Consider the following 24,834-nt stretch of genomic DNA (forward strand, 5'->3'; position numbering starts at 1 on the left):
ATTTCCCCGCAGAGAACTGGTGGAAAAATATTCCTCAAGCTACAGGTACGAATGGCACTTTGGAGTTTCTTCCATCAGGACATCGGTAGGTTGCCCCTTTAAATGCAGTTTTTGTTCAGTTGATGCTCTGTCCGGAGGCAAATATTTAAAGCGATCTGTTGAAAATATTGTGTCGGAGTTGGAGACCATAACATCCCGGGTTGTCTATTTCACGGACGATGAGAGCATGATTGAGTATGAAAGGATGTTTTTATTGGCGGAGATGATTCAGCGGGCTGGCAATAAGAAAAAGTAACTAATTTGGGCAAGGTTTGATACGGTGGTAAAGCACAGGGATCTTTTTGAACAATGGAAGAAAGTAGGATTGGATACTTTGATGCTTGGTTATGAATCCCCCTCCGCCAAGCACCTTGAGAAATACAACAAGAACATTGCCGTTGAAACCCAGATCCAGGCAACAAAATACCTTAAAGAGATGGCGTTAAATTTTGAGCCACTTTTCATAATAGACCCCGATTTTGACGGGGAAGACTTTAGGGAGCTCAAGGCATATGTTAATAACCAAAAATATTTTTGGCCAGGGTATAGTATATTGACCCCTTTTCCCGGCTCCCCGCTGTATAAAGAGATCCATAGTAAAATAACGACCAAAGATTGGAATCTGTATGACGGGGCTCATGCTGTGGCCGGGACAAGACTGCCGGAAAAAGAGTTTTACCGTCTTTACCGTGATATACTGATGGGCATTCCATTTTATAACCGGATAATCGCACTCATGAGATACCCATTGCTAAAATTACCGGCGGTTATTCTGTCGTTGATGAAAACAAGAAAAAAGCAGTTAGTTCACAACCTAAATGTAATTAATGTTGATAAATAAGATGAGTAATAGAACACAATGGACAGTTTGTCTGATATTTGTAACTCTGCTGGTCATTGTTTCGTCCATCTACCCGGCCTCTGACCCCGACCTGTACATCATGCTGGCTACCGGCCGTTATGTGGCCCAGACTGGGCATGCGCCAACGATAGATCTGTGGAGCCATACGGCCTATGGCCAGCCCTGGCCCATGCATGAATGGCTTTCCAGCCTGCTGTTCTATGGTTTGTTCGTTGCTTGGGGCATCAACGGTATAGTCATTTTCAAAGCTTTGGCCCTGGCCCTGGCCTTTATCTTGGGCTTGCAGATCATGCGGCTGAGGGGAGCATCTCCTTTTGCTGCCCTGCTGACATTGGCTCTGGCATTGTTGTTGTTAAACCATGCCTTTGCCGAGAGGATCCAGGTGATCAGTTTTGTGTTTTTTGTGTTAGCGCTTTACCTGTTGGAACTATTTCGTTCAGGCCGGATCAAAAAGTGGTTGTTCTTTTCCTGGTCGGCAATAATGTTCATAACCTGGGCCAATATGCACCTGGGATATATTATTGGCCTGGGGCTTTATGGTTTGGCTTTAATAGACGGGTTATTTATCGGGGTTGCTAAGAAAGACTGGGATTTCCTCAAATGGGCGACGGCCGCTTTCTCACTGGCTTTGCTGTCTACGGGTATAACCCCATATGGTTTTGGCTTGACCATTGACGCGTTAAAAATCTTTACCGATCCGGTCTCTCAACAATTCGACATATTCATATGGAAGTCGGTGCTGGAGCACCAGCCGCTTTTATCTCCGGGGTTCTCCCGAGAGCCTTTCGTCATTTACGGCCTGATCTGGATAGGGTTTTCGGGACTGGGACTAATCCTTAATGCAAAAAAATCAAGGCTTTCCGAATGGCTGTTGTATGCCGTATTTGTTTATCAAACTATTTTGGTCACTAGGTACCTTTGGTTCCTGGCCTGGCTGTCGTTTCCCTTTACGGCTGCCAATTGGCAGGGGGCTTGGGACACAATTCTTTCCAAAATTAAAAGGCAGCCCTTCGGCAAGGGATTTGGCACGCTCATCCTGGTAGCTCAGGGCAGGAAAACGAAAACCAGTCCTGAGCACGGCAAGAATACCGGGCTTTCGAATGGAATAAAAAATCCGGGGAATGTTGCTTTTGTCGGGTTGGTACTATTGATATTAACCGGGGCCGCGATGTTCCAGCGCAGCGGGGAGCATTTGTGGCAACGGTTCAGGCTGGGCTGGCGGCCCCGGATGAATTCCGAGCGAGGGGTGCAGTTCCTAAAACAGCACCGGGGCGAATCCCGGGTCTTCAACGATTTTGATATAGGCGCCTACCTGCTCTGGCAGCAGGTCCCGGTCTTTTCCGACGGACGGATCGCACCCTTTATGAAAACCCAGGTACTGCAAGATCAGTTGAAAATATATGCCGGGCAATTGCATCTGCTGGACAAGTACCAGATAGACTGGATATTCCTGCCTTACAGCCTGACCGGGCAGGTGGCCCAGTTCGAGATGTTCAACAAATATCTGATCGACAGCAAAAACTGGGCGCTGGTATTCTGGGACGACGCCTGCCTGATATATGTCCGGAATAACGAAAAATACCGGGACCTGATCAAAACCTATGGCATGGTGGTCAACCCGGCCCTGCCCGACCTGAATCTGCCGCCTGAGATATTCTTGAAAGAAATGGAGTCCAAGGCCAAAGAGGACACCAAGGCCAGGATGCCGTATGTAATGGCCGGCAACTATTACTTCAGCCGCAATCTGCCGGACCAGGCCGAGAAGCAGTTCAAGGTCGCCCTGCAAAACGATCCCACCAACGGCATTCTATATAACAATCTGGGTAACGTTTATCTGCGTCAGGGGAAGATAGACCAGGCCATCGCAGCCTACAAGCAGGCGGTAAAATATGATGTCAACCTGGGGCTGACCTACTGCAACTGGGGCTATGTGCTGGAGACCCAGGGCAAGATCAAGGAAGCGGAAAAACTTTACATCACTGCTACCAAGGTCTCGATCGGCGATGCCTGGCCTTACAACCGGCTGGGGGTAATAGAAGCCAAGCGGGGCAACCGATACAAGGCAATGGAATACTGGCGCAAGGGGGCGGCCCTGGACCCCAATTCCGAGGCGGCCCAGAATCTGAGAAAAGTTTCCGGCGGGTATTAACCGTAGGGGCAATTCATCCTACTACGCTTATCTTGGGCAAACTTCGTCGGACACGCGAATTGCCCCTATCAAAAAACAAAAATCAGAAAACAAATAATGTCCGAAAAAGCAATTTTAGTCAGCCTGGTAAGCGGCCGGGCAAATCCCCATGAGGCAGAGGAATCCCTGGAGGAATTGGGCCGGCTGGCCAATACCGCCGGAGCCCAGGTGATAGACATAGTGGTCCAGCGGCGCCAGCGCCCTGACCCGGCCTATTTCATCGGCAAGGGAAAGGTGGAGGAACTGGCCAAGGGAGTGGCCGACAGCGGGGCCACCCTGGTGGTCTTCGACCACCCGCTTTCGCCCAGCCAAGCCTTCAAGATCAAGGAAGCGGTGGGCTGCCGGGTGATAGACCGCTCGGAACTGATCATGGACATCTTTGCCCTGCATGCCCGCACCGCCGAGGCCAAGATCCAAGTGGAGATGGCCCAGCTGCAGTACCGATTCTCCCGCCTGGTGGGCGCCGGCCTGCAGATGTCCGATCCCGGCGGCGGTATCGGCACCAGGGGCCCGGGCGAAAAGCAGCTGGAACTGGACCGCCGGAAGATCAAGGACCGGATCTCCGCTCTGAAGAAGGAGCTGAAAAAGGTGGAGGTCCAGCGCCAGACCCAGCGCAAGTCCCGGAGCCAGATATTCAAAGTGGCCCTGGTGGGCTATACCAACGCCGGCAAGTCCACCCTGATGAACCTGATGTCCAAGGCCGGGGTCAAGGTGGAGGACCGGCTCTTCGCCACCCTGGACGCCACCACCCGGCAGGTGGTGCTGGCCTCGGGCCACAAATTCCTGCTCACCGACACCGTGGGCTTCATCCGGCGTCTGCCCCACCAGCTGGTGGCCTCGTTCAAGGCCACGCTGGAGGAGGTGGCCGAGGCCGACCTGATGTTGCATCTGGTCGACACCCCCCACCGGGCCCGCCAGGAGGAGATGGACGCGGTCCATGCCGTGCTGAAGGACCTGAAGATAGACAAGCCGGAGATCCTGGTCTTCAACAAGATCGACAAGCTGGATGCCAAGACCCTGAGCGAACTGAAATGGAGCAACCCCAAAGCCCTGTTCCTCTCGGCGCTGGAAGGCAATGGGCGCAGGGAACTGGAGCAGGCGATAGTGGAACGGGTAACAGGGAACTGATCTTAGGGAACTGATTATTGGGATCGGATTACAGGGGTTCAGTTCTGATTGGACCAAAATCCCAGGGAATAAAAGGCCATGGTCAAAAGTATATAATCATAGGTTCTGACTTTTTTGTTAAAAAGATTCGTCACAAACGACATCAAGACCATCAGGGATTTTTCTCCCAATGCCCGGCTTTACCTGCAGGCCAATTTTCTGATAGGTTTGGGATACGCCATGGTCGGGGTGATCTTCAACCTGTATCTGAAAGAGGCCGGTTTCCAGGAAGGGTTCATCGGCGGGATGCTTTCCTTAAGCGGGCTGGCCTTTGGCCTGTTCGCCATCCCGGCCGCGATGTACTCGGACAAGGCCGGCCGCAAGCGTTCGATGCTGGGGGCCAGTTTTTTGGGCAGTCTGTTCCTGCTGGTCCGGGCCCTGACGGTCAGCAAGGGTCTGCTGGTTGCTTCCAGCTTCCTGGGAGGCCTGGCCGTAACAGTCTACACCATTTCCACCGCGCCGTTCATGATGGAGAACAGCCGGCCGGGCGAGCGGACCTACCTGTTCTCGCTTTCTTTTGCGGTGACCCTTTTGGCCGGAGTGCTGGGAAGCCTGGCCGGGGGCAAGCTCCCGGAGATCCTGGGGCTGCTGATCAAAAGCACGGACGAGCTTTGGTTTTACCGGATAACTTTGGTGGCCGGATCGGCCATGGCCTTTGCCTCGCTGTATCCCCTGTCCCGGATGACCGAGCTCCCGGCCGCCGGGAAGAATGAGGCGGGACCGATCTGGGGCGGCAACAAGAAGGACTGGGAGCTGATCGGCAAATTCTCCTGGTGCAACCTGTGGGTGGGGCTGGGGGCGGGGCTGGTGATACCGTTCTTCAACCTGTATTTCGCCCAGAGGTTCCATTCCACCAGCGGCCAGATCGGGGTCTATTTTTCGGTGGCCCAGGTGGCCACCGCCCTGGCGGTGATGGCCGGGCCCCAGCTGGCCAGGAAGATGGGCAAGGTAAAGACCGTGGTGCTGATGGAGCTGCTGTCCCTGCCGTTCCTGGTGACCCTGGGCGCGGTGGACAACATCCTGACCCTGGCGGTGCTGGCCTTCTGGATGCGGGCCAGCCTGATGCAGATGTCATCTCCCATCTCCAACGCCTTTACCATGGAGGTGCTGCCCCAGAAAATGCGGGCCACCGCCAACAGCATCACCGCCATGGCCTGGAACCTGTCCTGGGCCCTGTCCACGGCCTTCTCCGGCTGGATGATGCAGCGGTACGGTTATTCGGTGCCTTATTACCTGACGGCTTTTTGCTACGCGGTCTCGGCCGTTTCCTATTACCTGTTCTTCGTCAAAGTGGAAAAAAACATGGCCCGCAACCCGGGCCAAACACCGGCACTGGTTTTGGGAGGATTGTCCAATGGGTAAACCAACCCTGGCCCTGATCGGGGCGGGAAAACTGGGAACCAGCCTGGCCCTGGCCCTGCACCAGAAAGGTTATCAGATAATAGCGGTGGCCGATGTCAATGAAGGGGCCGCCCGGGAGGCGGCCCAGGCGCTGGGGGCTCCTCTGTCCACCGCCGATCCGGCCGCCGCCGCCAAGGAGGCCGACCTGGTGATCCTGGCAGTGCCGGACTCGGCCGTCAAAGCCGTGGCCGAGAACCTGGCCGCCAAGCAGGCCTTTAAAAAGGGCCAGATAGTCTGCCACACCTCTGGTTTTCTGCCGTCCGGGATACTGGTCTCGCTGAAACTGTTCGGGGTCTTTACCCTGTCGCTGCATCCCTTCGTCAGCATCGCCCGGAAGATGCAGGCCGGCAGCCTGGCCGGGGCTTATTTTGCCCTGGAGGGCGACGCGGTGGCGGTGGAGCAGGCCAGGGAAATGGTGGCCGCGCTGGACGGGTTCTCCATCACCATCAAACCCCAGGACAAGCCGCTTTATCACGCGGCCGGGGCCATGGCTTCGTACCTGGCGGTGGCGCTGTGGCTGGGTGCGGAGCAGGCCCTGCTCAAAGCCGGGGCGGACGAAGAATCGGCCGGGCAGATGATGGCCGGCATGGTGCACAGTCTGGAAGAGAACATAAAACTGGACGGCCTGGCCGGGGCCCTGACCGGACCCGTAATGCGGGGGGATCTGGCCACGGTTCAGGGACATCTGCAGGCCCTGAAAAACTGGGGCGGGCCCTATGAGCAGATCTACCGGATACTGGGCCAGTCCGTGCTGGAAAAGGCCAAAGAGCAGGGCTTAAGCCCAGAATTGACCCAGAAGCTTTCATCGGCGTTAGAAGGAAAAAATTAACACGGCCGGCGGCATTTTCCAAACCACCACCCGCAACAATCTCGGGGAGTTCCATCCTGGCAACTGGCTTCTAGATAAATTGTAAGTTTTTATGCTTTTACTATTGACTTTGGCTACATAACTATTTATAATTGCAAGATTAAGGTTAAAAAATGAAATTTCGATTACTTTTGACGACCGTCCTGACGGCGGCTGTGATTTTTGGCTGCGACCAAAAACCGGAATCCACCGAAACCCAGACCGAGGGGCGGATAGTGGTGGCCGGTTCGGACGGGGCGGTAAAGATGATGCGCCGCCAGTCCCAGCGCTTCATGGCCCTGTATCCCAAGTCCGAGATCGTGATAGTGGGCGGCGGCTCCAAGGCCGGGATAGTGGCCCTGAACGAGGGGCGGGCCCGGATAGCCGTGGTATCGCGCGATCTGACAGCTGAAGAGGATTCCATCATCCGGTTGAACGGGGGAAAGGCCAAGGGTTACAAGATCGCCCACGACGGACTGGCGGTGATAGTCAATTCGCAGAATTCGGTCCGTCAACTGACCTTTGAACAGCTGGAAAAGATATTCACCGGAAAAGTTGCAGGCTGGTCCTTTGCCGGGGGAAGCATGGGAATGCTGGCGGTCATCCCCGGGTCCAATCTGGGATCCTGCGAATATTTCCAGAAGTTAGTGATGAAGGGGGCACCCTATTCCCAGAAAGCCTATCCCTGCAGCACCAACGCCCAGATAGTGGAGATGGTCAAGAAATATCCCGGGGCGGTCGGCCTGGTCCCGATGTCCTGCTTATACAGCGACTGGGATGTCTGGCCGCCGGTCAAGGAAAATGGTATAAAGGCTGTGGCGGTGGGGCTGGTCAGGGAAAGCGGATCCTTTTTGCCCAACCAGAAGACGGTCAACGAGGGAAACTATCCTTTGACCCACCCCCTGTATCTCTATGTCAACGAAACCCTGGAGCGGACCTATGCGGACGGCAGATACAGTCTGGCCCACGGTTTCATCACCTTCGTCTCCTCCAACGACGGGCAGCAGATACTGGCCAAGCAGGGTCTGGTCCCGTCCACCGTTCCGGTATTGATCAAGCAAAAAAACATTCAATCCTTTTAAATACATAACGGAGAGATAAAATGAAAAGCCAGCAACATCTTTGGCGGGTGCTTTTTTCCATCTCAATGGCCTTGGTGCTCCTATGTGGATGTGCCACCACCGGCCAGGCTGCAAAAGTAAAAGCCGAAGACCTATTGATCCAGGCCCAGGCCGCCGACCAGGCCGGGGAATACGACCAGGAAATGTCCCTGCTTCGTCAGGCCATCACCATCAAGCCCAAGATGGCCGAGGCCCATTACCGGCTGGGAGTGCTCTATCTGGACCGCAGCATGTTCGATGAGGCCATCGGCAGCCTGAAGGTGGCCCTGGTGCTTAAGCATGACGGCGCCCAAAAGGAGCTGGCCATAGCCTATTTCAAGGCCGGCAAGCTGGACGAGGCCGAAGCTCTGTACAAGGAAATGCTGGTCAAGAACACCAATGACATGGACCTGCGCTACCGGCTGGGAAACATCTATCTGGCCAAGGGCATGCTCAACGAGGCCGGGTCCGAGTACCGACAGGTGCTGCAGATGGACCCCAACAACGGCGGGGCCCACAACGGACTGGCCAACCTGTATTACCGGCAGCGGAAGTTCGAGGACGCCATGGCCGAATACCTCCAGGCCATTCAGATGAACCCCAACCTGGCCGAGGTCAACCTGGACCTGGGGAACGCCTATTACGAAAAGAAGCAGTATGCCCAGGCGGCAAACTATTTCAAAAGATACACCGAATTGGCCCCCAAGGATGCGGTGGGATATTTTATGCTGGCCAAGGCCTATCAGGTACAGAAGGATTCCACCCTTTTCGCCCCGGCCATCGCCATGAGCGAAAAGGCTGTAAAGCTTGATCCCAACAACGACGGGGCCTGGTACCTGCTGGCCAGCCTGAACCGGGACCTGAAAAATTACAAGCAATCAGCCCTGGCCTTCGGCAAGGCGCTGGAGCTTTCCCCGGTGGACGCCGAACGCTGGTACGAAGCCGGAAAGGTCTACATCAAACTCGGCAATACCTATTGGGACGCCAAGGATACATTAAGCGCCCGGGCCAATTTTGATTCCTCCATCGTCTGCTTTGACAAAGCCTGCGAGCTGGATCCGGCCAAGGTGGAGAACAGCTATTACGACAAGGCCACCGCCTATTACCAGGGCGGCAAATACGACCAGGCCATCGAATGGTTCAAGCGCCGGGTCAAGCAGAATCCCAAGACCGCCTATGGCGCCTGGTACATGATGGGCATGTCCAACTCGCTGAAAGCCCAGGCCCTTAAGAACGCCAAAAGCCCCGAGGCCAAGGCCCTGTATCTGGAGGCTTTGAACTGCTTCAGCGAGGCCCGCAAGCTGAAGATGGAAAAGAAGACCAAGCCCGACATGGAAGTGGTGCCGGTGATGGAATCAGTGGCCCAGCACTACTACTTCATTTACAAGAATTTCAAGGAATCCAAGTACAAGGTGCTGACCAAGACAGAATGCAACGCCATACTGAAGATCGATCCGGGCAACCAGACCGCCAAGGCCATTCTGGCCGACATGGCGCCCAAGATCGAGATCTGGGATTAAAACATATTTACAAACTGAATAAAATAAAATAAATTTAAGGAGGACCAGAACATAAGGAGGATCATTTAAAAACAGTCATCCTAATTAAAGACACCGGGGGCAAGTTTGGTTGCCCCAAAATAAACGGCTCTTTAACCAATAGAGTCAAAAAAAACAAATACAATCTTTTTAGGGAGGAAATTTTTAAATGTTAAAAGGACTTGCCGAAGCTCCTTTCATAGTCAAGATACTGTTAATGGGAGCGCTTCCAGCCGTTGTCGCCCTGGGCCTGGGTCTGGCCCTGGCCTTTTCCAAGAAGATGGGCCTGGTCACCTTGTTCCTCTATCTGATCGGCGGGGCGGTGTCTTATGTGATCTTCAACACCCTGCCCAAATACATTCAGGACGGCGGACCGATCGTGATGATACTGATCCTGCTGTTGGTCCTGCTCATTACCTATGTCATCGAGCGGTCCTTTACCCTGGCCCGGGCCCGCGGCGCCAAGCCCATCCCGGTGTTCATGCAGGAATTTAGGGAGCACCTCCGCTCGGGCAATCTTTCCCTGGCCATCGCCGCCTGCGAATCCCAGAAGGGATCCACCGCCAACGTGCTGCGGGCCGGCCTGGAAAAGCATATGGCCGTGCAGAACAGCGACCTGACCTCTGACAAAAAACACGCCGAGGTCCAGCGGGCCATCGAAGAAGCCAACATGCTGGAGACCCCGCTATTGGAGCGCAACCTGATAATGCTGACCACCATCGCCTCCATCGGCACCATGGTCGGACTGCTGGGAACCACCGTCGGCATGATCCGGTCCTTCCAGGCCATGTCCAACGCCGGAGCCCCGGACGCCTCGCAGCTGGCACTGGGCATCTCCGAGGCCCTGATCAACACCGCCGGCGGCCTGCTCAACGGAATCGGCGGCATCGTGGCCAACAACTTCTTCATGAACAAAGTGTCCCAGTTCCAGTTCGCCACCGATGAGGCGATCTACGAGATGCAGCAGCTTCTGACCATAGGAGAAAAATAAGATGTCGGTAAAGATGAAACGTCGGGCCAGAATCGTCATGGATATGACCCCGATGGTTGACATCGCCTTTCTGCTGGTAATCTTTTTCATGTCCACTTACAACGCCAGGCCACCGATCACCGTGGATGTGGTGCTGCCGGAGTCGCGGTCCCCGTTCAAGGTGCCGGAAGCCAACGTGATGATGGTGAATGTGCTGGCCCCGGAAGAAGCCAAGGCTTTGGCCGAAAGCATCGGGCCCACCACCCTGGTCACTTTGATCAACAACATCCGGGAAGCCTCACTGCAGCCCGAGGCTACGGTGGAGATGCTTAAGGGCATGAGCGGAACCCTGATGCCGCTGGCCTCCGCGGAATTGCTGATGGATATTGTAAAGTCGCCGGGCAAACCGCTTAGCCGGGGCCGGGCGGCCGAACTGGCCATCACCGAGGTGCGGCGCAGCGGGAGTTTTGTCACCAAACTGGCCAATCAGGAGATAGCTTCCCTAACGCCGGAGCAGATGAATGCCAGGATCGACAGCATGATGATCTGGTATGCCACCGGACGCGATGTCTCACAGCCCCTGCCCTTGGACCAGGTGGGCAGCACGGTGGTGGAGGAGCGCATCAAGAATCCCAAGCTGATGATGGTGATGATGGTGGACAAGAACTGTCTCTCCGGCAAGATGCTGGACCTGACCAAGATACTGCAGAAACAGGATGTCAACATGCTGAGATTCAGCTTAGTTACTAACCTTAAAACTGACGCCAAAGCTACCTTTGGCGAGGAAGGGAGGTGATGGCATGGGCGCAGTAGACATGGGGCCACAAGAAAGCGGTAAAAAGGGCCCCGGACTTCGAAAACGCAAAGGACGGCCAGGCATAGTCATGGATATGACGCCGATGGTGGACATAGGCTTTTTGCTGGTGATCTTCTTCATGACCACCACCAGATTCCGGGAACCCCAGGCCATCGAGATCAACCTGCCGCCTGAGATAGCCACCGAGAATCAAAAGCCGGTCAAGGAATCAAACGTGCTGACCATAAACATCATGGGCGACGGCACCATTCTTCAGAACATAGCCAACGATGTGCCGTCCCCGGTAGCTTTCGATTCTCTGGATTACCTGGTATCAAAGGTCAAACTGGACAATCTCAATAAACAGCCGGCCCATTTGGACGGACGCACCGGAGTCATGTACGAAAGCGGCTCCGAGTTCCTCCAGCGCTACCAGGCCTTTAAGGACAAGAACAAGGACAAGGAAATCCCCCGTCCGGTGCTGGACAGTTTGAACAAGGTGCGGGACGAGAAGATCTGCCGCCTGACAGTGCTGATCAAGGTCAGCCGCGAGAGCAGTTACAACAACGTGGTGGCGGTGATGGATGCGGTCCAGCAGAACCAGGTGGCCCGGTTTTCCATCACCGAGCAGACCTCGGATGACCTCAAGGCCATCGAGGACGCTAAAAAGAAGGCCGGCCAAGCCAAGAAAGGAGGCAAATAATCATGCAAGTAACAGCTGAAATATTTTTGCCTGTGATCGGGGCGCTGGTGGGCACATTGATAGCCACCTTCGTGATAATGCTTCAATCCAGGCAGACGGCGGCCATCGGATTCGGAGTGAAGCAGTCCAAGATACTGATGCCGCTGAATCTAAAAAAATCCATGCTGCTGACCCTGTCATCGTCGCTGATGCTGATACTGGGCGGGCTTTCCTACTTTGCGGTCAACGCTTACATCGAAGCCCACAAGCCGGTGGTGGATGCCCCGATGGTCAGGATAACCTACAGCCAGCTGGGAGCACCGCCATCCTTGACCGGGTCTGAAGTGGCCCAGGAAAAGATCTCGGCCACCGCACCGGGAGCGGCCCCCACCCAGGGCGTTCCCAAGCCGGTGCCTGATGAACAGGCGGGCGACGAGGATGCCGCCACCCAGTCCCAGATGGGCGCCATGTCGGCCGGGTTGGCCACTTCGGGCGAAGCCACTGCTACCGGGGCCACCGTCGGCGAGGAAGAGGTCTACGCCGGCAAGGGCGAGTTCAAGGCAATGGAGAAGACCCCGGAGATCGTGAAAAAAGTGGCTCCGGTATACCCCTCCATGGCTAAATCGAGAGGCTCATCCGGCAAGGTCATCCTGTATCTGCTGATCGACACCGACGGACATGTCAAGCAGGCCGATGTGGCGAAAAGCTCGGGTTTTGACGACCTGGATGAAGCCGCGGTAGCCGCAGCCAAACAGTGCATCTTTACTCCGGCCATGGCTCCGGGAGGCAAGGCGGTCAGAGTTTGGGTGATGTATCCGGTTACCTTTACTTTGGACTAGGGAAAACAGCAATATCGGTTTTTGCCCCGGACAGAACTAAGGTTTTGTTCGGGGCATGTTGCATAAGCCTACGGTCTTGTGGTTTCTTGAGAACTCATCCCCCGCCCCCTTCTCTTTGTTTCGACAATACTCAGCACAAGTCAAAGAGAAGGGGTGAAGGGGTTGAGTTTGGTTTAAAAGTATAAATAATCGGTTCCTGACAGAATTCATACACTACATTCAACCTTTAACCCAGGAGGACAAATGAAAAGAACGATCCTGATGCTGGCCTTGGCCCTGACGGTCTTTAGCGGCCAGGCCCTGGCCAAGAAATACGCCACCCTGGTCACCGAGTTCGGGGACATCAAACTGGAGCTGGCCACCAAGAGCTCGCCCAAGACAGTGGCCAACTTCATCGCCAAGGCCAAGGCCGGAGCCTTTGACGGGACCACCTTCCACCGGCTGGTGCCGGGTTTCGTGATCCAGGGCGGGGACCCGCTTTCCAAGGATGCCGACCAGACCAACGACGGTTTCGGCGGCGACAAGATGGGGGTGGAGCCCAGAAAACTTTCCAACAAGCGGGGCACGGTGTCCATGGCCTCGTCATCCCGCAAGCAGCCGATAGCCGACCAGTCTGACGCCCAGTTCTTCATCAACCTGGACGACGGATGCGCCCGGCTGGACGGCATGGGGTTCATTCCGTTCGCCCGGGTGGTGAAGGGGATGGAAGTGGTGGATACCATTGCCAAGCAGCCCCGGGACGAGAATGACCGGCCGCTGAAGAATGTGGTGATCAAGAAGGTTGTGATCAGCGAGGGGAAATAATAGTTTAGGGATTTTGTAAAAAGGCCGAAGCAAACGCTTCGGCCTTTTTATTTTCATTTACCCCTTGACAAACGGCGGGAAATGGTGTATCATATAGCTGTATTAGTCAGGTAAATATTTTAACCCTTTAATCTGGTCCTGTGAGGCCAGGAAGGCTTTATTCATGAAAACCGTAATACATCGACCTCTCGGACCCACGCTGTAAAGCGCAGGACGGGAGGTTTTTTTTATTGCCAACCGGGGTTATACTTGCCACTAAGGCACAAAGGCACAAAACTATTTCCCATTTACAATTTATTAGCTTCCTTAGAGCCTTAGTGTCTTTGTGGCAAGAGGGAAATGCCATTAACCATTTTTTAATATCAAACAACCAACGGAGGGACCATGACCAAGCAAAAAGCTGTCATCATGGACGACCAGCAGATGGAGCGGGCCCTGGTGCGGATATCCCACGAGATACTGGAGCGCAACAAGGGCGTGTCCGAGCTGGTGATAGTGGGTATCAAGCGGCGGGGGGCCACTTTGGGAAAGTTCATCGCCAAGACCTTAAGCGAGATAGAGAAGACCCCGGTGTCATACGGCGCGCTGGACATCACCTTTTACCGGGACGACCTGCAGACCATAGCCCACCAGCCGGTGGTCAACCAGACCGAGATCAGTTTTGACCTGACCAACAAGGTGGTGGTGCTGGTGGACGACGTGCTGTACACCGGGCGCACGGTGCGGGCGGCCATCGACGAACTGCTGGACTTTGGGCGGCCCAAGCGGATAGAGCTGGCGGTGCTGATAGACCGGGGCCACCGGGAACTGCCGATCAAGGCCGATTATGTGGGAAAGAACGTGCCCACCTCGCACACCGAGGTCATCGGGGTCCGGACGGTGGAAGAGGACGGAGAACAACAGGTGATAATAAAGGAGATCGACAATGAAGTGGACTAAAAAAGACCTTTTGGACCTGGAGTCATTGAACCGGGAAGAGATCTCCATGGTCCTGGACACCGCCCGCAGCTTCAGGGAGATCCTGGACCGTCCGGTTAAAAAAGTTCCGATCCTGCGGGGCAAGACAGTGGTCAACATGTTCTTTGAGCCCTCCACCCGGACCTCGGCCAGCTTCGATATGGCCGCCAAGCGGCTGATGGCCGACACCGTCAACATCTCGCCCAAGACCTCGGCCGTCCAGAAGGGCGAGACCCTTTTGGACACCGCCCGCAACCTGGAAGCCATGAAGATAGACCTGGTGGTCATCCGCCACATGTCCTCCGGCGCGCCGCACTTTTTGGCCAGCCGGATCAAATCCGGGGTGATCAACGCCGGCGACGGGCAGCACGCCCACCCTACCCAGGGGCTGCTGGACATGTTCACCATGCGGGAAAAGAGGGGCCAGTTGGAGGGCCTGAACGTCCTGATCGTGGGCGACGTCACCCATTCCCGGGTGGCCCGCTCCAACATCCACGGACTGATCAAGATGGGGGCCAGGGTCTCGGTCTGCGGGCCGTCCACCCTGATCCCGATGGGCATCCAGGATCTGGGCGTCAAGGTCTATTACGACCTGGACAAGGCCATGGCCGAGGCCGATGTGGTCAACGTCCTGCGCCTGCAGCTGGAACGCCAGAAGAAGGGGCTGCTGCCCTCCCTGCGCGAATACTCCCAGCTGTTCTGCGTCACCGAAGACAGGCTGAAAAAGGCCAAGCCCGGCATCACCGTAATGCATCCCGGGCCCATGAACCGGGGGGTGGAGATCGAGCCGGCGGTGGCCGACGGAGCAAGCTCTGTCATCCTGGACCAGGTGACCAACGGGGTGGCGGTGCGGATGGCCGTGCTTTATCTACTGAGCGGAGGCGAGGGTTCGCTTTCGGAAGCCATTAAGAAGGAGGCATAAAGATGAAAGAACTTAAAATCCAGAAAACAGAAGGCAGAATAATCATCAAGAACGGGCGGGTGATAGATCCGGCCAACAAGCGGGACGAGGTCACCGACATCGTTCTCAATGATGGAAAGATAGAGAGCATCGGCAAAGCCGGTGATCCCGATCCCAAGGCCCAGGTGATAGACGCAACGGGATTGATCATCACCCCGGGATTGTTTGACATGCACGTTCATTTCCGGGAACCGGGACGGGAGGACGAGGAGACCATCGAGACCGGATCGCGGGCCGCGGCCGCCGGAGGCTTTACCGGGGTGGCCTGCATGCCCAACACCACGCCGGTGGTGGAGAACCAGGGGATAGTCCAGCTGGTCAAATCGCGCCAGACCGCCTACTGCGGTATCTACCCTGTCGGCGCCGTCACCAAGGGGCTGGAATGCCAGGAGCTGGCCGAGATGGGCGACATGTTCCACGCCGGAGCGGTGGCGGTCTCGGACGACGGCAAGCCGGTCACCAACTCCAACCTGATGCGCCGGGCCCTGGATTACTGCCGGATGTTCGACATCCCGGTGATCTCCCACTGCGAGGACACCTTCCTCTCGGCCGACGGGGCCATGAACGAGGGGGCTTTGGCCACCAGGCTGGGCCTGCGGGGCATACCCAACGCCGCCGAAAGTTCCATGGCCTACCGCGACGCCCAACTGGCGGCCCTGACCGGAGGCCGGCTGCACATTGCCCATGTCTCCTGCGCCGAGACGGTGGATGTGGTCCGCCAGGCCAAGCGCCGGGGCATCAAGATCACCGCCGAGACCTGCCCCCACTATTTCACCCTGACCGAGGAGGCGGTAAAGGGATACAACGAGATGACCCGGGTCAATCCCCCGCTGCGGGGCAAGGCCGACGTTCAGGCAATATTAGAGGGATTGAAGGACGGCACCATCGACTGCATCGTCACCGACCATGCCCCCCACTCCCACGAGGAAAAGGAGGTGGAGTTCGACCAGGCCCCCACCGGGATGATAGGGCTGGAGACATCTCTGGGTCTCTGCTGGACCAATTTGGTGGAGACCGGCGTCCTGACGCCGTCGCAGCTGGTGGAAAAAATGTCGCTCAATCCCCGGGGCATTTTAAAAATCGGGAACAATAAATTGGAAATCGGGAAACCGGCCGACCTGACCATCTTTGATCCCAAAGCCAAGTGGACGGTGGAGCCGGAGGAATTCTTCTCCAAGAGCCGCAATACCCCGTTCAAGGGATTCAACCTGACCGGAAAGACAGTGATGACGGTGCTGGAGGGGAATATAATCAGGTCATAGAAACAAGCGCCACGGAGACATGGAGACACATCCAAATTGTGAATCGTAAACCGTGAATTGTAAAATGTGTCTTTGTGCCTTTGTGGCAAATTTAAAAAGGAGGAAAAACCATGCTGTTCATCTTTTCGCTGGTGGTGTTCGGGCTCGCCCTGTATTCCCTGGTCTCGGCCAACAGCAAGCTAAAGCAATACAACGAGACCTTCCGGCAGGGTCGCACCATTTCCCTTCTGCTGGCGGTTATTTTCGGACTGATAGCCTTCACCAGGTTCCTGACCGTGATCCCGGCCGGAAATGTGGGCGTGGTGGACTTCTTCGGCAGCGTCTCGGACAAGACCCTGAGATCCGGGATCAACTTCCGCAACCCCTTTGCCAGGATAACCAAGATGTCCATCAAGACCCAGCAGGCCTACGAGGACATGGAGGTGCCGTCCAAGGAGGGCCTGACCATCAAGATCTCCATCAGTGCCCTGTATCACCTGGACCCGGAAAAGGCGGCCGAGGTCTACAAGACGGTCGGTCCCAATTACGAGGAAGTGATCCTAAGGCCCCAGTTCCGCTCGGTCTGCCGGGGGGTGACCGCCGGTTACGAGGCCAAGGCCCTCTATACCTCCCAGCGCGAGGTGTTGGCCAAGACCATCTACGAGGACCTGGTGAAGCTGGTGGCGGCCCGGGGGGTGATAGTGGAAAGCACTCCGCTACGAAACATCGACCTGCCCCGCAAGGTGACCGATGCCATAGAGGACAAGCTAAAGGCCGAGCAGGAGAGCCAGAGGATGGAGTTCATACTGACCAAGGAGAAACAGGAGGCCGAGCGCAAAAGGATCGAGGCCCGGGGCATCTCCGACTTCCAGAACATAGTGGCCCAGGGCATCTCCGAGCCGCTGCTGCGCTGGAAGGGGATCGAGGCCACCGAGAAGCTGGCTTCTTCGCCCAACGCCAAGGTGGTCATCATAGGCTCGGGCAAGGACGGCCTACCGGTGATACTGGACACAAAATAAATGGGAAATGGATAAATGGGAAATTGGGAAACGGGGATCCAATGGTTCCATGAAAAGGCGGCTTGCTAAAGGGCCGCCTTTTTTATTATCCGCAAAGAATAAATATAAAATTAAAAAACGATAAAAGCATTGAAATGTAACGCCTTCTTTGGTAAAATAAAAGATTAAATTGAGTTTAAAATATAATTTCGGAAGATGGAAAACTACCTGATCATCGCATTGCTGGGCGGCGCCGCCGCCCTGGCCTTCGCCTATTTCAAGGCCTCCTGGGTAGGCCGACAGGATCCCGGGGACGAGCGCATGAAAGTGATAGCCGGGCACATCCGGGACGGGGCCATGGCTTTCTTAAGACGGGAATACAAGGTGCTGGTCATTTTCGTGATTGTGGTGGCGGCCCTGCTGGGGTGGATGAACGCCGGTCAGGAAGGGTCAAGCTCTTTGGTGGCTCTGTCCTTCGCCTTCGGCGCCTTCTGCAGCGGGCTGTCCGGGTATTTCGGGATGAAGGTGGCCACCAAGGCCAACGTCCGCACCACCCAGGCCGCCAAGACCGGCCTGCCGAAAGCGCTGGTAGTGGCCTTTTCCGGCGGCACGGTGATGGGAATGTCAGTAGTGGGGCTGGGTCTGGCCGGGCTGGCCCTGTTGTTCCTGCTGTATACCAAAATCCTGGGCTTCGGAACCGGTGATGAATTTCAGATGTCCCGCCTGCTTTCGGTGATCTCCGGCTTCTCGCTGGGCGCCTCCTCCATCGCGCTGTTCGCCCGGGTGGGCGGGGGCATCTACACCAAGGCGGCCGACGTGGGGGCCGACCTGGTGGGCAAGATCGAGGCCGGGATCCCCGAGGACGATCCCCGCAACCCGGCGGTGATAGCCGACAACGTGGGCGATAACGTGGGCGACGTGGCCGGGATGGGAGCCGACCTTTTCGAGTCCTATGTGGGGGCCAGCGTGGGGGCCAGGGTGCTGGGTGTTTTTTACGGCATCAACCTGATCATGCTGCCACTGGTGCTGGCCGCTTTGGGGATCATCGTTTCCATCCTGGGAACCTTTGCTGTCCGGATGAATGATGACGGCGATGCCCAGAAAGCCCTGAACCTGGGAACCTTCGGGGCCGGGGGGCTGGCCATCCTTCTGATGTACCCGGTCACCAAATGGCTGGTTCCCCAGGCCGTAAATTTCAGCAGCAATCCCACCGGAACCCTGACAGCACTTACCGCCGGCGGCATCTTCGGCGCGGTGGTGGTGGGCTTGCTGGCAGGCATCGCCATCGGCCTGCTGACCGAATATTATACCTCTGAATCCCGGGCCCCGGTCCGCAACATAGCCAAGCAGGCCCTGACCGGCCCGGCCACCACCATCATCGGCGGCCTGTCGCTGGGAATGATGTCCACCGCCCTGCCGGTAACCTGCCTGGCCATCGCCATAGTCACGGCCTACAAGTTTGCCGGATTATACGGAATCGCCATCGCCGCCCTGGGGATGCTTTCCACCACCGGGATCCAGCTGGCGGTGGACGCCTACGGACCCATCGCTGACAACGCCGGGGGCATAGCCCAGATGAGCCGCCAGGGACCCGAGGTCCGGGAGCGCACCGACAAGCTGGACGCAGTAGGCAACACCACCGCCGCCATCGGCAAGGGGTTTGCCATCGGCTCGGCCGCCCTGACGGCCCTGGCACTGTTTTCGGCCTTTCAGGCCGAGGCCGGCATCAAAAGCATCGACATCTCCCGGCCCGAGGTCATCGCCGGGCTTTTCATGGGGGCAATGCTGCCGTTCCTGTTCAGCTCCATGGCACTGAAGGCCGTGGGCGCGGCCGCCTTTGACATGGTGGCCGAGGTCCGCCGCCAGTTCAAGGAGATACCCGGTCTGCTGGAGGGGAAAGAGGGGGTAGAGGCAGATTACGCCAAGTGCGTGGACATTTCCACAGCGGCGGCCATCAAAAAAATGATATTGCCAGGACTGCTGGCGGTGGTCTCGCCGGTGGTATTCGGCTTATGGAACATAGAGGCACTGGGCGGACTGCTGGCCGGGGTCACGGTCAGCGGGGTGCTGCTGGCCATCTTCATGTCCAACTCCGGCGGGGCCTGGGACAACGCCAAAAAGCACATAGAAGGCGGGGCCCACGGCGGCAAGGGATCAACCGCCCACATGGCAGCGGTGGTGGGCGACACGGTGGGCGACCCATTCAAGGACACGGCCGGCCCGTCGCTGAATATTTTGATCAAACTGATGAGCGTGGTGGCGCTGGTGATAGCCCCGTTCCTGAGATCCCTGGGGAAGTAAGCAACTGTTCTAACCTGGAATAGACAGGATTAACATGATTCACGGGATTAATCTTTACAGTCTTAGTAAACTATGATAAATGAAGTAGAGATAAAAAGGCGCAATATCCGCTGGTGGTTCAACGTGGCCTCCAGCGTGGTGGTGATCCTGTTCGGAATTTCCCTGCTGGCCCTGCGCTATCTGCTCCACAAAAACCCGGCGGGGGAACAGTTTTGGCCTTTGGTGGGTTTGGTGCTTGGTTACGGTGTCATCCGGCTGGGGTTCCACTTGTGGCGCAAGGGGCATTTATTCGATGACCTGGAAGAGGATCAAACAATGAACAATGATCAATGAACAGTAAACTCTGGTCAATTCAGAACGAGGAGGGTCAAATGCGTAAGCCAATCATTCCTTCGGTAGCAAAATCTGGGGGAAACCTCAGGACTAGGAGGGCCAAATGAGAAAGCCGATCATCGCCGGGAACTGGAAGATGTATAACTCCCTGGCAGAAGCCAGGTTATTGACTACGGGCATCGTTGAAAAGCTTAAAGTTGTTCAAGATGCCTGCCCTGAGAACGGCAAGCAAAGTTTGGCCGTCGAACGGGTTGAAGTGGTTCTTTGCCCGCCTTTTACGGCCCTGGCTGCGGTATCGGAGATCGTTAAAAACACCGGCATTGAACTGGGCGCCCAGAACTGCCATTACCAGGAAAAGGGGGCCTTTACCGGCGAGGTTTCTCCCAAGTTTTTGCTTGACTTTGGATGCAAATATGTTATAATTGGCCATTCTGAGCGCCGTCAATATTTCGGTGAAGACGACGCTCTAATCAATAGGAAGCTCAAAGCCGTTATGGGCTTCGGGTTATTTCCGATTTTCTGCATTGGCGAAACCCTGGACCAGCGCAACCAGAAACAGACGTTCGATGTCTTGAAGGGCCAGGTGTTAAAGGGTCTGGAAGACATCAGCCTGTCCGACCCGCTTAAAATGGTGCTGGCCTACGAACCGGTCTGGGCCATCGGCACCGGGGTCACCGCCACCAAGGAACAGGCCCAGGAGGTCCACAAGCACCTGCGGGAACTTCTCTCACAAATATGGGGGAGGGAAACCGCAGACAGGGTAAGGATCCAGTACGGCGGCAGCGTCAAGCCGGAGAACATCGCCGAACTGATGGCCCAGCCCGATATCGACGGAGCGCTGGTGGGCGGGGCCAGTCTGGACCCGGAGTCTTTTTCCAGGATAATAAAGTTCAAGGGATAAAGCATCCTCCATTTTGAAAGGCAAGACAAAAGTGTACAATCTGCTACTCATAATTCACGTGATAGGCTGCCTGCTCCTGATCGGAATAGTATTGATGCAGACCGGCAAGGGCGGACTGGGTTCGGCCATGGGCGGAGACACCGAGCAGATGTTCGGAGGCCGGGGAGCGGCCCCGTTCCTGACCAGGGCCACCACCGTGCTGGCTGTGATGTTCATGCTGACCTCGCTTTCCCTGTCCTTCATGTCCGGGCGCCAGACCAAGGCCCGCTCCGCCATAGAAAAATCCCTGCAACAGGGCCAGACGGCCCCGGCCCAGCAGCAGGAGCAGCCCGCCCAGCCGCTGCCGGGCAGCACCAAGTAAAAATAATTCAGGCCATCATAAAGAAGCATTAGGAGAAACTAAAACATCATGTATGCAGTAATAGAATGCGGCGGGACCCAGGTCCGGGTCTTCCAGAACGCCAAGGTCAGGATCCCCCGGATAGACGCCAAGGAAGGCGAAAAATATAAGATCGAAAAGATACTGCTGGTCTCCAACGGCCAGGATATTGTGGTCGGCTCGCCCACCGTCAAGGACGCAGTGGTGGAAGCCACCGTGGTCGGCCATCCCCGTTCGGCCAAGATAGTGGGCATGATCTACAAACCCAAAAAGGATTACCGCCGCCACTGGGGCGCCCGGACCCATTATACCGAACTGTTCATCGAAAAGGTCAGCCATCCCACGGTCAAGCCGCTGGAGAAACTGGCCCGGCCCGGCGCCGCTAAAAAGCAGACCGTAAAAAAAGCCCCGCCCAAAAAAGCGGCGGCCGAAAAAATAGAAACCAAATCAGCCAAGACCGAACCGGCCAAGCCGGCAGCGGTTAAAGGAGGAAAGAAATAATGGCACATAAAAAAGGCGGTGGCTCTTCCAATAACGGCCGGGACAGTAATTCCCAGCGATTGGGAATAAAGGTTTTCGGCAACCAGAAGGTTTTGTCCGGCGCGGTGCTGGTCCGGCAGCGGGGCACCAAATTCTATCCCGGCACCAACGTGATGCGGGGCACCGATGACACATTGTTCGCAGTGGCCGAAGGCTTTGTCCATTTTGAGCCCAAAGGAAGACAGCACAAACAAATAAGCGTCCATCCCGAACTAAAACTTCCGGCGAGCAAGTAGCTCGCCTTTTTTTATTTACTTTCTTAAGCAGGTTTATCAGGAAGGCAGGGATACCTGGATTTTAAACGGCCGGCCTGCCGGAAAAGCAGCCATGCCTCTTGTGCTGTAGAATATATCCGGGAGTTAGTAATGCTAACGTTTGACTTTTATGCCGGATTGTTGCGGCATTAAAAAACAATCATCTAAATCCTGTCAATTTATTTTTATGATCGATACCATCATCTTTGACGCCGACGGCGTGATCTTAGACAGCGAAAAACTGTGGGACAAGGGCCAGGAAGAGTTTCTGAAACGGAGGGGTTTCAAATACGACCGGGATAAACTGAAGCACCTGTTGACCTCCACTTCCCCGGCCGAGGGGGTGCTGGTGATGCAGAAGCATTATGGCTTTACCGGAGATCAGGATGTTCTGGCCCGGGAAAGGATCGCGATAGTGAGAAGCCTGTTCGAGACCGAGCTGTCCATGGTGGACGGATTTCTGGAATATTTCAATTCCATAAAAAACACCCACAAGACCTGCATCGCCACTTCTTTGGACAATGAACTTTTGGCCATCGCCGGCAACAAGCTCGGCCTGGCCGGGCTTTTCGGACCCAATATCTTCACCATCGCCCAGGTGGGGCACAAGGGAAAACCCGATCCGGCCATTTTTCTGTATGCCGCCCAACAATTAAGCTCCCGGCCGGAGCAGTGTCTGGTGATAGAAGATTCGCCGTACGGGATCACGGCCGCCAAACGGGCCGGGATGCGGTGCATCGGCCTGGCCACCACCTATGGCCAAGAGATGCTTTCCCAAGCGGACGTGGTGGTCCAGAGGTTCGATCAGATAACAAACCAGTACTAAAAAGAGTCCGGGGCCGGTTTCCTCTTGCAAAAACCGGACAAAAGATTTATAATGAAAAATCTCGGGACTCAAGCCAGACGGATACTTACCGCTTCAGCAAAAAGCCTGGGGAACAGGGACGGGGCCATATTGAGCAGTAAAATCAATATCCAATAAATTAAAAGGAGTTTCAGGCACTATGGACATCAGAAAAGAGCTGGAGGTGGCGGGCATCAAGACCACCAAAAACATCTACCGCAACCTGCCGGCCTCGGTTTTGATAGAGAGATCGCTGGCTGCCGGAGACGGCATTCTGGCCTCCAACGGAACCCTGGTGGTCAAGACCGGGGAACGGACCGGGCGCTCGCCCAACGACAAGTTCATAGCCGAGGAACCGTCCATCAAGGACCAGATTGCCTGGGGCAAGGTCAATGTCAAATGTCCGCCGGAGCAGTTTGACAAGCTTTTGAAAAAATCCCACGATCACCTGAAGGACCGGGATATATACGTTTTTGACGGCTTTGCCGGCGGCGATCCCAAGTACCGGCTGGCGGTGCGGGTGATCACCGACACCATCTGGCACGCCCTGTTCGCCAACACCCTGTTCATCCGTCCCACCGCCCAGGAACTGGAAAACTTCGCACCCGGTTTTACCGTGATGGGCTGCGGCAGCCTTAAGGCCGACCCCAAAGCTGACGGCACCAAATCAAATGTTTTCGTGGGGGTCAGTTTTGAGAAGAAGATCAACCTGGTGATCGGCTCGATGTACGGCGGCGAGATCAAGAAAAGCATCTTCACCATCATGAACTACCTGATGCCACAGCAGGACGTATTTCCCATGCACTGCTCGGCCAATGTGGGCAAAGACGGGGAAACCGCATTGTTCTTCGGCCTCTCCGGCACCGGCAAGACCACCCTGTCGGCCGATCCCAACCGCCGGCTGATAGGCGACGACGAGCACGGCTGGTCCGACGCCGGCATCTTCAATTTCGAGGGCGGATGCTATGCCAAGGTCATCAAACTTTCGGCCGAGGCCGAGCCCCAGATATTCAATGCCATCCGGTTCGGGTCACTGCTGGAGAATGTGGTAGTGGATCCGGATACCCGGCTGATAGACTACAACTCCGATGCCATCACCGAAAATACCCGGGCCACCTATCCGGTGGAGCATATCCCCAACTGCGTGATCCCGGGAGTGGGCGGCCACCCCAAGAATGTTTTCTTTTTGACCTGCGACGCCTTCGGGGTTTTGCCTCCCATAGCCAAGCTGACCCCGGCCATGGCCAGCTACCACTTCCTTTCCGGCTTTACCGCCAAACTGGCCGGGACCGAGAGCGGCGTCACCGAGCCCCAGCCCACTTTTTCCACCTGCTTTGGCGCGCCCTTCATGCCACTGCAACCGACAAAATATGCCGAGATGCTGGCCCAGTGTCTTTCCCAGCACAAGGCCAACTGCTGGCTGGTGAACACCGGCTGGTCCGGCGGCCCGGTGGGAACCGGCAAAAGGATGAAGATCTCCATCACCCGGGCTTTGCTGACAGCGGCCTTGGACGGTAATTTGGAGAAATCAAAGTTCACCGCCGATCCGATCTTTAACATCCTGGTTCCCGACTCCTGTCCCGGGGTCCCGGCCGAGGTGCTGGCCCCAAAGAATACCTGGGCCGATAAGGCAGCCTACGATAAAAAAGCCGGGGAGCTGGCCTCCATGTTCGCCAAGAATTTTGAACAGTACAAAAGCTATGCTTCCAAAGAGATCCAGGAGGCTGGCCCCAAGGCCTGATCCTAAAGCCCCCAGCCGGGAAGACGGAAAACGGTTTTCCGTCTTCCCGTTTTCTTAACTGCTGTAAAAACACAGATAAGCATAACCAATGAGGACTATCGGAATAATTCCGGCCCGTTTCGGGTCCACCAGGTTCCCCGGCAAACCGCTG

25 protein-coding genes are annotated in these 24,834 nt (G+C 56.0%); all 25 read left to right on the plus strand.

The window, feature by feature from the left end; translation table 11 throughout:
• Positions 1-295: radical SAM protein (locus Q7U71_07500; GenBank protein ID MDO9391600.1), on the plus strand; the 295-nt coding region annotated here is incomplete at its 5' end.
• A gap of 24 nt (positions 296-319) precedes the next feature.
• Positions 320-880 (plus strand): hypothetical protein, encoded by a 561-nt coding sequence (locus Q7U71_07505; protein ID MDO9391601.1) that lies wholly within the window; start codon positions 320-322, stop codon positions 878-880.
• A gap of 1 nt (position 881) precedes the next feature.
• Entirely contained in the window at positions 882-3,050 is a 2,169-nt protein-coding gene (locus Q7U71_07510; GenBank protein MDO9391602.1) for a tetratricopeptide repeat protein, read from the plus strand.
• A gap of 96 nt (positions 3,051-3,146) precedes the next feature.
• Positions 3,147-4,217, plus strand: a complete 1,071-nt coding sequence (hflX, locus tag Q7U71_07515; protein MDO9391603.1) for a GTPase HflX — start codon at positions 3,147-3,149, stop codon at positions 4,215-4,217.
• A 114-nt stretch (positions 4,218-4,331) separates the two neighbouring features.
• On the plus strand, positions 4,332-5,618 hold the full coding sequence (locus Q7U71_07520) for an MFS transporter (GenBank protein ID MDO9391604.1): 1,287 nt from the start codon (positions 4,332-4,334) through the stop codon (positions 5,616-5,618).
• The gene (locus tag Q7U71_07525) at positions 5,611-6,486 is read left to right on the plus strand and encodes a prephenate dehydrogenase/arogenate dehydrogenase family protein (GenBank protein ID MDO9391605.1); all 876 of its coding nucleotides are present in this window, start codon (positions 5,611-5,613) and stop codon (positions 6,484-6,486) included. Before Q7U71_07520 ends, Q7U71_07525 begins: the two co-directional genes overlap by 8 nt.
• 152 nt (positions 6,487-6,638) lie before the next feature.
• Entirely contained in the window at positions 6,639-7,586 is a 948-nt protein-coding gene (locus Q7U71_07530) for a substrate-binding domain-containing protein (protein ID MDO9391606.1), read from the plus strand.
• 20 nt (positions 7,587-7,606) lie between these two features.
• Positions 7,607-9,124 (plus strand): tetratricopeptide repeat protein, encoded by a 1,518-nt coding sequence (locus Q7U71_07535; GenBank protein ID MDO9391607.1) that lies wholly within the window; start codon positions 7,607-7,609, stop codon positions 9,122-9,124.
• A gap of 187 nt (positions 9,125-9,311) precedes the next feature.
• Positions 9,312-10,133 carry a MotA/TolQ/ExbB proton channel family protein gene (locus tag Q7U71_07540; protein ID MDO9391608.1) on the plus strand — a complete coding sequence of 274 codons (822 nt, stop codon included), beginning with the start codon at positions 9,312-9,314 and terminating at the stop codon, positions 10,131-10,133.
• 1 nt (position 10,134) lies between these two features.
• Positions 10,135-10,908 (plus strand): biopolymer transporter ExbD, encoded by a 774-nt coding sequence (locus tag Q7U71_07545; GenBank protein MDO9391609.1) that lies wholly within the window; start codon positions 10,135-10,137, stop codon positions 10,906-10,908.
• Positions 10,909-10,912: 4 nt separating this feature from the next.
• Positions 10,913-11,611, plus strand: coding sequence for a biopolymer transporter ExbD (locus tag Q7U71_07550; GenBank protein MDO9391610.1), 699 nt, complete (start codon positions 10,913-10,915; stop codon positions 11,609-11,611).
• Between the two features lie 2 nt (positions 11,612-11,613).
• Positions 11,614-12,429, plus strand: coding sequence for an energy transducer TonB (locus Q7U71_07555; GenBank protein ID MDO9391611.1), 816 nt, complete (start codon positions 11,614-11,616; stop codon positions 12,427-12,429).
• Between the two features lie 243 nt (positions 12,430-12,672).
• Positions 12,673-13,233 (plus strand): peptidylprolyl isomerase, encoded by a 561-nt coding sequence (locus Q7U71_07560; protein MDO9391612.1) that lies wholly within the window; start codon positions 12,673-12,675, stop codon positions 13,231-13,233.
• Positions 13,234-13,617: 384 nt separating this feature from the next.
• The gene (gene pyrR, locus Q7U71_07565) at positions 13,618-14,172 is read left to right on the plus strand and encodes a bifunctional pyr operon transcriptional regulator/uracil phosphoribosyltransferase PyrR (protein MDO9391613.1); all 555 of its coding nucleotides are present in this window, start codon (positions 13,618-13,620) and stop codon (positions 14,170-14,172) included.
• Positions 14,159-15,112 carry an aspartate carbamoyltransferase catalytic subunit gene (locus tag Q7U71_07570; GenBank protein ID MDO9391614.1) on the plus strand — a complete coding sequence of 318 codons (954 nt, stop codon included), beginning with the start codon at positions 14,159-14,161 and terminating at the stop codon, positions 15,110-15,112. The genes pyrR and Q7U71_07570 overlap by 14 nt, the downstream gene beginning before the upstream one ends.
• Before the next feature lie 2 nt (positions 15,113-15,114).
• Complete coding sequence (locus Q7U71_07575) at positions 15,115-16,413, plus strand: dihydroorotase (protein ID MDO9391615.1); 1,299 nt, start codon at positions 15,115-15,117, stop codon at positions 16,411-16,413.
• A gap of 110 nt (positions 16,414-16,523) precedes the next feature.
• Entirely contained in the window at positions 16,524-17,411 is an 888-nt protein-coding gene (locus Q7U71_07580) for a prohibitin family protein (GenBank protein ID MDO9391616.1), read from the plus strand.
• Positions 17,412-17,606: 195 nt separating this feature from the next.
• Complete coding sequence (locus Q7U71_07585; GenBank protein ID MDO9391617.1) at positions 17,607-19,691, plus strand: sodium-translocating pyrophosphatase; 2,085 nt, start codon at positions 17,607-17,609, stop codon at positions 19,689-19,691.
• Between the two features lie 72 nt (positions 19,692-19,763).
• Positions 19,764-20,024, plus strand: coding sequence for a hypothetical protein (locus Q7U71_07590; GenBank protein ID MDO9391618.1), 261 nt, complete (start codon positions 19,764-19,766; stop codon positions 20,022-20,024).
• 103 nt (positions 20,025-20,127) lie between these two features.
• On the plus strand, positions 20,128-20,925 hold the full coding sequence (gene tpiA / locus Q7U71_07595; GenBank protein MDO9391619.1) for a triose-phosphate isomerase: 798 nt from the start codon (positions 20,128-20,130) through the stop codon (positions 20,923-20,925).
• A 31-nt stretch (positions 20,926-20,956) separates the two neighbouring features.
• Positions 20,957-21,286 (plus strand): preprotein translocase subunit SecG, encoded by a 330-nt coding sequence (gene secG, locus Q7U71_07600; GenBank protein ID MDO9391620.1) that lies wholly within the window; start codon positions 20,957-20,959, stop codon positions 21,284-21,286.
• A 48-nt stretch (positions 21,287-21,334) separates the two neighbouring features.
• Entirely contained in the window at positions 21,335-21,805 is a 471-nt protein-coding gene (gene rplU / locus Q7U71_07605) for a 50S ribosomal protein L21 (GenBank protein MDO9391621.1), read from the plus strand.
• Complete coding sequence (rpmA, locus tag Q7U71_07610) at positions 21,805-22,080, plus strand: 50S ribosomal protein L27 (protein ID MDO9391622.1); 276 nt, start codon at positions 21,805-21,807, stop codon at positions 22,078-22,080. The genes rplU and rpmA overlap by 1 nt, the downstream gene beginning before the upstream one ends.
• Before the next feature lie 205 nt (positions 22,081-22,285).
• Complete coding sequence (locus Q7U71_07615; GenBank protein MDO9391623.1) at positions 22,286-22,924, plus strand: HAD family phosphatase; 639 nt, start codon at positions 22,286-22,288, stop codon at positions 22,922-22,924.
• A gap of 178 nt (positions 22,925-23,102) precedes the next feature.
• The gene (pckA, locus tag Q7U71_07620; GenBank protein ID MDO9391624.1) at positions 23,103-24,683 is read left to right on the plus strand and encodes a phosphoenolpyruvate carboxykinase (ATP); all 1,581 of its coding nucleotides are present in this window, start codon (positions 23,103-23,105) and stop codon (positions 24,681-24,683) included.
• Positions 24,684-24,834: the final 151 nt, after the last annotated feature.

It is taken from the genome of bacterium, from assembly GCA_030655055.1.
Classification (GTDB): Bacteria; Edwardsbacteria; AC1; order AC1; family EtOH8; genus UBA5202.